The 6,223-nt window shown below is 48.5% G+C and carries 5 protein-coding genes and 2 pseudogenes; all 7 read right to left on the reverse strand.

Translation table 11 applies throughout. The annotated features are described in order from the left end of the window. Positions 1-20: 20 nt before the first annotated feature. Positions 21-1,949 carry a hypothetical protein gene (locus tag DW205_RS02610; protein ID WP_005868277.1) on the reverse strand — a complete coding sequence of 643 codons (1,929 nt, stop codon included), beginning with the start codon at positions 1,947-1,949 and terminating at the stop codon, positions 21-23. 42 nt (positions 1,950-1,991) lie between these two features. Continuing rightward, positions 1,992-3,431: a lipopolysaccharide biosynthesis protein gene (locus tag DW205_RS02615; protein WP_005868276.1), complete on the reverse strand. Its 1,440-nt coding sequence runs from the start codon at positions 3,429-3,431 to the stop codon at positions 1,992-1,994. Positions 3,432-3,731: 300 nt separating this feature from the next. Continuing rightward, positions 3,732-3,842 (reverse strand): annotated as a pseudogene (locus DW205_RS22755) (DNA-binding domain-containing protein); the annotation flags it as partial. A gap of 50 nt (positions 3,843-3,892) precedes the next feature. Next, positions 3,893-4,156 (reverse strand): annotated as a pseudogene (locus DW205_RS02625) (sugar transferase); the annotation flags it as partial. Between the two features lie 168 nt (positions 4,157-4,324). Beyond that, positions 4,325-4,471: a hypothetical protein gene (locus DW205_RS22225; protein WP_005856415.1), complete on the reverse strand. Its 147-nt coding sequence runs from the start codon at positions 4,469-4,471 to the stop codon at positions 4,325-4,327. A gap of 543 nt (positions 4,472-5,014) precedes the next feature. Further along, positions 5,015-5,404, reverse strand: a complete 390-nt coding sequence (locus DW205_RS02635; RefSeq protein WP_005868272.1) for a hypothetical protein — start codon at positions 5,402-5,404, stop codon at positions 5,015-5,017. A 54-nt stretch (positions 5,405-5,458) separates the two neighbouring features. Then, a partial coding sequence (locus tag DW205_RS02640; RefSeq protein ID WP_121963050.1) for a transcription termination/antitermination protein NusG occupies positions 5,459-6,223 on the reverse strand: 765 nt, incomplete at its 5' end.

The following is a 6,223-nucleotide window of genomic DNA, read 5'->3' on the forward strand; positions in this document are numbered from 1 at the left end:
GTATGATTCATTCCGTTCCCTTACCCGTTTAAGTGACTCAGTAATCTTTTAAGAGCCTCCACTCCGAACAAGAATACTCTATTTATATATCTATAACCCATCGTTGTCCTGAGAGTAAAATAGACGGATCCTCTACGCCAATTAACTGTATGTCGCTTCAATTCCATAGGCGACAATCTTTTTACGATATAGGCGTAGTGGCCCTTTTTGCTATTTACCCTTATCGCACGTAGGGCTTTCAAATAAGAATATACAGGTCGTTGGCTGAAATAAGCGAGCGATTGGGTCGCAAGCGCAAGTGTTACGGGTAAATGCAGGTATAAATAATTCCTCATGAATAAACGGGTAAACAAAGCGACGGTCTCCTCGTGACAGGTCATGAGATCCCGTGTATCGCCCTCCTTTTCTCCATTTTCAAATACGGGCCGTACTCGCCCGTCATCTTCAAGATAAGCGATCGTCCGCTTATGTGGAGAAACGGAAAAATACTGTTCGAGAATACTACCCAACTCATCACTGATGTATCGTAAAGACGAACTGAGGCGCATACGCTCCGCGTAATATAAGGCATGGTAGTCTCCTGCCTCCTGGATCGGTTTCCGTTCATCCACCACCTCCAGATAATACCCTTCCGCTGGCCTGAATCCCCCTTGTCTCAAAATAGCGTTTATCGCTTGTTGGCAAGAACGTGTACCCCGGATATCTACCACGACCGTCTTGTGAATCGGATCCGCCAATCCCTCTTGTATGAAGTATCTCAAAATAAGGTCTCTTTGCGTGTCATGATAACGAGACAATATCGCCAACACCTCCGGATTGGCGAACAGCTCTTCTCCTTTTCCGCTTCCACTTCCACTTCGCATGACGCATTCCACCTCATGCCATGTCTCTGAGGTGATGAAGTTCCCTAATATGTCAAGCTCAGTTTCATCCGTAAAACCGAACATTGTCTTTCTCAAAGACAACAGGCTATCCGGAGTGATCGCCGGCAACCCGGGTAAATACAAGGATGAGCGGGATACATAAAGATACTTCATACGCAAGCCGGGAAATTCACCTTCCAACTCTTTCGCTATCCGATAAAGGATATAGCCATCACGTGCGAGGAAAAAGAGGCTTCTGATCCCCCTGCTGACGGCATCTCGCAAGACATGATAAACGAAGGCCACATATAGCGGGGCTATCAAGTCCGCAGCGAAAGCGTAACGCGGCTCGTCAGGAAACGCAAGCCGTACGGCCCTCGATAAACCAGCCAGGTGCTGGTTGACGAAAAAGCCGGGGAAATAATCCTGCCGTACCAAGAAACGCTCATATACGGAATACACATGATGAATAAGCGAGGCCTTGATCCCCATACGACGCGGTATGCGATAATCGCTATGCCGGTTATCTCCCCAATGATACCAATCCTTGAAGCGTAGTCCGTTTTCTGCCGCTATATGCTTATACAGGTTTCCCGTATGCTTGGTTTTCCCACAAGCCGAGGAGACATATAGCTTATCCCCTTCCCGCCAAAAGCCATGCTCGATCAGCAATTCCGACAAGAACGTTCGCGGCAGATACATATCTGAGATATAATAAACGCTATGCCCTTCCCGATGCAGCGTTTTTATCTTCTCCCGGATGGCATACACGGGAACCAATTGCTCCCGCTCTACCTGCATCTCCAAACGTGCGATCTCAGTCTTTGATTGGGCGGTCAACGCCATGAAGTCACAACAAACGTAAATAGCCTCCAGCGTTATTTCCTCTACCTGAGACAAGGCACGGGCTTTCCGCTCCCCTTTAACCCGTTCCAACGCAAAATCAGCCCGTGCGCTCTCGTCGCTATTCGCTCCAAGAACACGATAAGCCAGAAGATCAAATACGTTACGAGGGGCACCGCAAGCCCGGATAAAGCAGGTGTCGAATAGATCGAATGAATAAATCACACGTGTATTCCTTTTCATAAATCAATGCGTGATGGTATAAATCATATATCAAAGAGATTGTTATTTTCTCTTTTTGATCATGTCAATCAAGTAGTGTATTTCCTCGGACCGAGTTAATAAGGAGATACCCGTATAGAGGACACATCCAAGTGGTACGCCCAAGGCGATCCGCAAAATATCCGAATCAACTGCGTAGTTCAATAGATAGACGACACCACCCATCGACAGAGCCCGCAACAAGATAGGTACCAAGACACGCATCTCGTTTTTGAACGTAATAGCCGGAAGGAGTCTTCGGGTGTATAGCGTAATGACATACAAATCAATGATACAATAAATCACCCAACCTACGCAGAGCACTACCAGCCCCATGAAGAGGGTGGAGAACAAGATGGTAAACGCAATGATCTTCTTGAAGATCTCCGACTTCATGTAATAATCACTCCTATGCTTCACGTTCAATATCTGCCAGTTCAAACCGGAAAGAGGTTGCCAGATCCATCCAAAACAGAGTATTTGGATCAAAGGGACCACATCCAGCCATTTCTCCATCAACAGCAATCTCACTAACGGTTCGGCTAACGCGGCGAGTCCCGTCATCAGCGGAAAAACAATGAAGGCATTGAGACGGACAAACCGATAAAAGGTATGCCGTAACGCCTCGTTGTCGTTCTGCAACTCACACTCAATAGGATAGGCCACGCGAGAAAGCGTCTCATCGATCGAATTAGGTAGTAAGCTCGTCATCTGGACCGCCTGACTATATAATCCCGTCAAGGCCGGTGAGTAAAACTTACCGACCAACAAATAACTCCCATTCATATACAACGTATGCAAGACTCGTGTTATCAGGATTTTCGAGCCAAAATTAAAGAAATACCGGAACGAGCGGCGGGAGAACACGAGCGAGGGCATCCAGCCCGCCGATACCCAAAGTAACGCCACGTTGAGCAGGTTTTGCAGCAAGGCCTGCCAGACCAACGTCCACACCCCGAATCCCCGATAGGCCATCCAGACACCCGTCCCGCCGCTCACCGAGATGGCTACTAACGAGATCCACGCCTGCCGATGGAAATCCATTGCGATGTTCAGTTTCGCCTGTTGCACCGTCCGGAACGAGTTGATCACGAAGATCAAGCCCATCCATACTGTCAGCTCCTCCAGTAACGGCTCCCCATAGAACCCAGCGATCAGCGGAGACAGTAAGAACAACACGCCATAGATCGCCGCCGCCACTCCGATGTTGAACCAGAAGGTGGTCGAGAAATCCACCTCCGTCCGATCCCGTTTCTGGATCAGAGCTTCCACGAAGCCGGAGTCCACGAAGATCTGCGCCACCACGAGAAAGATCGTCAGCATCGCCACCAGCCCATAGTCGGCCGGCGACAACTGCCTAGCGATCAATATGGAGAAAAAGACCATGAGGCCCTGGCGGGCGAACTTCTCAACCGCACTCCATGCAACACCTCGTATCGCCTTATTTTTTATGGATTCCGACATATATTATGTTTTGACAATTAATAGAATTCTAAAAGCAAGCATCCAACCCCTATGGCCATACCTCTTAGCCCCAGTGTTCACTGGGGGTTGAGAAGTACCATAAGATTGGATTAATTTGTAAATTATTTGATTTTAACACAAAATTTCTTGTGTCATGAGTTCATAATCCCTTCGACCTTCCGCAATCAAACTGTCAATTCATTTAAAACAGATATTTCTCTTTTAAACGCTATTAACCATAGCTTTAGATCCTCGCATGAAGTTGTATTGGGCTTGCAACACGCAAAAGCAAGACACCGGCACGTCATCCAAAGTTAAACTTCCAGCCGAAGCCAGTAACAAGATCTTGTCTGTCTTGTTGTCGGTGGTCACCGAATTGTCGATGAGCCAGCCTTTCAATACTTTCTTCATGGTATTTTGACTTAAAGGGGGGCGAAATCACCATTCCCTGCTTTCTTTGTCTAGAATTTCTTCCCGAACGCAATGTTCAAGAACGTCTTCACCAATATCTTGAAATCGAACCACCACGAGCGGTGCTCCAGATAGAACAAGTCATAGCGTAATCGACGAAGCATCTTCTCCAGCGTATCCGTATAGCCGTTGTAGAGCGTGGCATACGAGGTCACCCCCGGACGGATCTGGTACAAGAAACGATAGCGGGGATCGCGTTCCATGATCTGGTCAATGTAGAACTTGCGCTCCGGACGGGGGCCGATGAAGGCCAAAAGGCAGTCCCCTATACGCTTCACGTTACGCTCGAAGGCGTTCATCCCATCTGAGATAAAATCAGTAGATTTTCCAAAACTCTCTTCTAAAATCATGGCTAGTTAATTAGTCGATGAAGGCAGGCACGAGGTTAAAACTTAATCTCATTTGCATAGCCCATCCTTAAATTATTTCTTTCCTCCGTTCATTTCCTCCTCTTTCTTATAATCGATATACCGCTCCAAGGCCTCACGTGCCAGACGGCGGAAAAGTTCCTCGTCCGACAGATGGTCCCAAAGGAGATCTACCAAACGATAGTAAACGCTAAAGTGCATGTCCTTGCCTTTTTAAAAGAATTGTAAGTGTCACTGCCAATGCCTCCGCTTACGCGGATAATGGACTTGGTCAGTCTGGTGACTTGTAAAACCGTGGCGATGTAATCGCCCAAACGGGGAAATGATTGTCTGTGATACATGTCTGGTTTGTTATTATTTTTATACATCTATGTCCTTATGGATAGGCCCTAGTAATGCAAATAATGCAAGTAATGCAGCACCTTTTTCCCACACACGTGCGTACGTTATATAGAACAAGAATTTTACACTAAACGATCACAAACAAGGCATGGAACGATCCGGATGAGAAACGCTGGATAGCCGTATGAAAGTTTGATTCGACATATATAATGTACACGTGCGTGTGTGGGAAAAAGGTGCTGCATTACTTGCATTACTTGCACCTGTTTTCCCCGGCATCGGTTCCATCCCGCACGTATATCGGCATCGACTCACGCCTACGTTCGTATAGGCCTACACCGATATACGTGTGGGGCGACGTCGATATATGTGTAAAACGATGCCCTTATACGTATGCCACACTCATACGGTCTCGCTTAGCAATGGCAATCCCTCCACCTCTCTCTTATGCCAGCCTTGGTAATCAGACAGGGAAAAACCGGGGACGGTCAATTGCTTGTAATCCTTATCGTCTCTTCGCAAGATGTGCTTGCGGGCATACGAGCGGAGCGAACGATCCGTCACGGATACCATCACCACAGGAAACGGGTAGCCGAGCAAGCGCATCGGCGTAACCTCGCTGTCCGGGAACGCACGGCGCAACTGATAGGCTGAGTACTCGAACGCCACCCAGTAAGGACCCGTGCAATACAAATGGATGGAAGCAGTGTTCGTTCGCTCGCGGCTCATGATATCACTCAAATGCTCGTTCAGCAACGCCACCAAACGAACGCCAGAAGGAAGGGAAGACATTTCTTTTTGATTTATGATTTTTGATTTAAACTGTCAACTGTCACTTGTCAACTGTCAACTGATTTCGTGTTTCAGCCAGCGATCGCAATCGTCCAGCCGGCGGATCAAGGATAACTTGCTTTTCTTGGGCGAGGACTCACCCCGCCAAGGATCCACCACCTCATGCGCCATCTGCCGGTAAAGGGCGCTGTCCGTGCAACCGTAGAGCGTCACAAGCAACAAAGCACGGGATTGCGGAGCTTTCAACACCGGGAGCATACCACGCATCGTGTCATGCAAACGTGTGAACTCCTCCTCATCGCCCAACAACTTGTAGGCAGAAAGAAGCAATGAGTAGATCTTGCAACGCATCACGTCCGTCTCCGCACGGAGCGAACCGTAGGATCTCAACACCTCAAGGGCCAAGCGGGTATCCTCCTCTGATACGCTGCCGGAGGCATGGTAACGTCCCAAGGCATCGTGCAAACCCTCCCGCAGACGGTCGTTATCCAGATGGGTATAGACGTGCTTACCCTTTGTGTTCAGCTCGATCAGCTCATACTCGCCCGGCTTCACCTCCAACAAGGGGACCCACATGCAATCGAGGATACGAGCCATCACATCTTTATGACCGCCACCCGGCTGGATCACCACCTCCGCCTCCATACCGGTAAAATAACCGGACGTGATACGCACACGGTCTCCCTTCAGCAAGCGGTCGCTGTCCGGTACGTACACCGGAAGCTCGTTGGAATAAGATTCCGCCACCCAACGTAAATTCCCCATCTCGTCATCCGACAGATAAGGGAAATGAGTCATGCCTCCGGAAGAGACCCGGGG

This window comes from Parabacteroides sp. AM17-47 (assembly GCF_003434625.1).
Classification (GTDB): Bacteria; Bacteroidota; Bacteroidia; order Bacteroidales; family Tannerellaceae; genus Parabacteroides; species Parabacteroides distasonis.

Coding starts and splice junctions, on each gene's coding strand:
- DW205_RS02610 (WP_005868277.1), bottom strand. CDS start 1,949: ATGAAAAGGAATACACGTGTGATTTATTCATTCGATCTATTCGACACC.
- DW205_RS22225 (WP_005856415.1), bottom strand. CDS start 4,471: ATGCACTTTAGCGTTTACTATCGTTTGGTAGATCTCCTTTGGGACCAT.
- DW205_RS02615 (WP_005868276.1), bottom strand. CDS start 3,431: ATGTCGGAATCCATAAAAAATAAGGCGATACGAGGTGTTGCATGGAGT.
- DW205_RS02635 (WP_005868272.1), bottom strand. CDS start 5,404: ATGTCTTCCCTTCCTTCTGGCGTTCGTTTGGTGGCGTTGCTGAACGAG.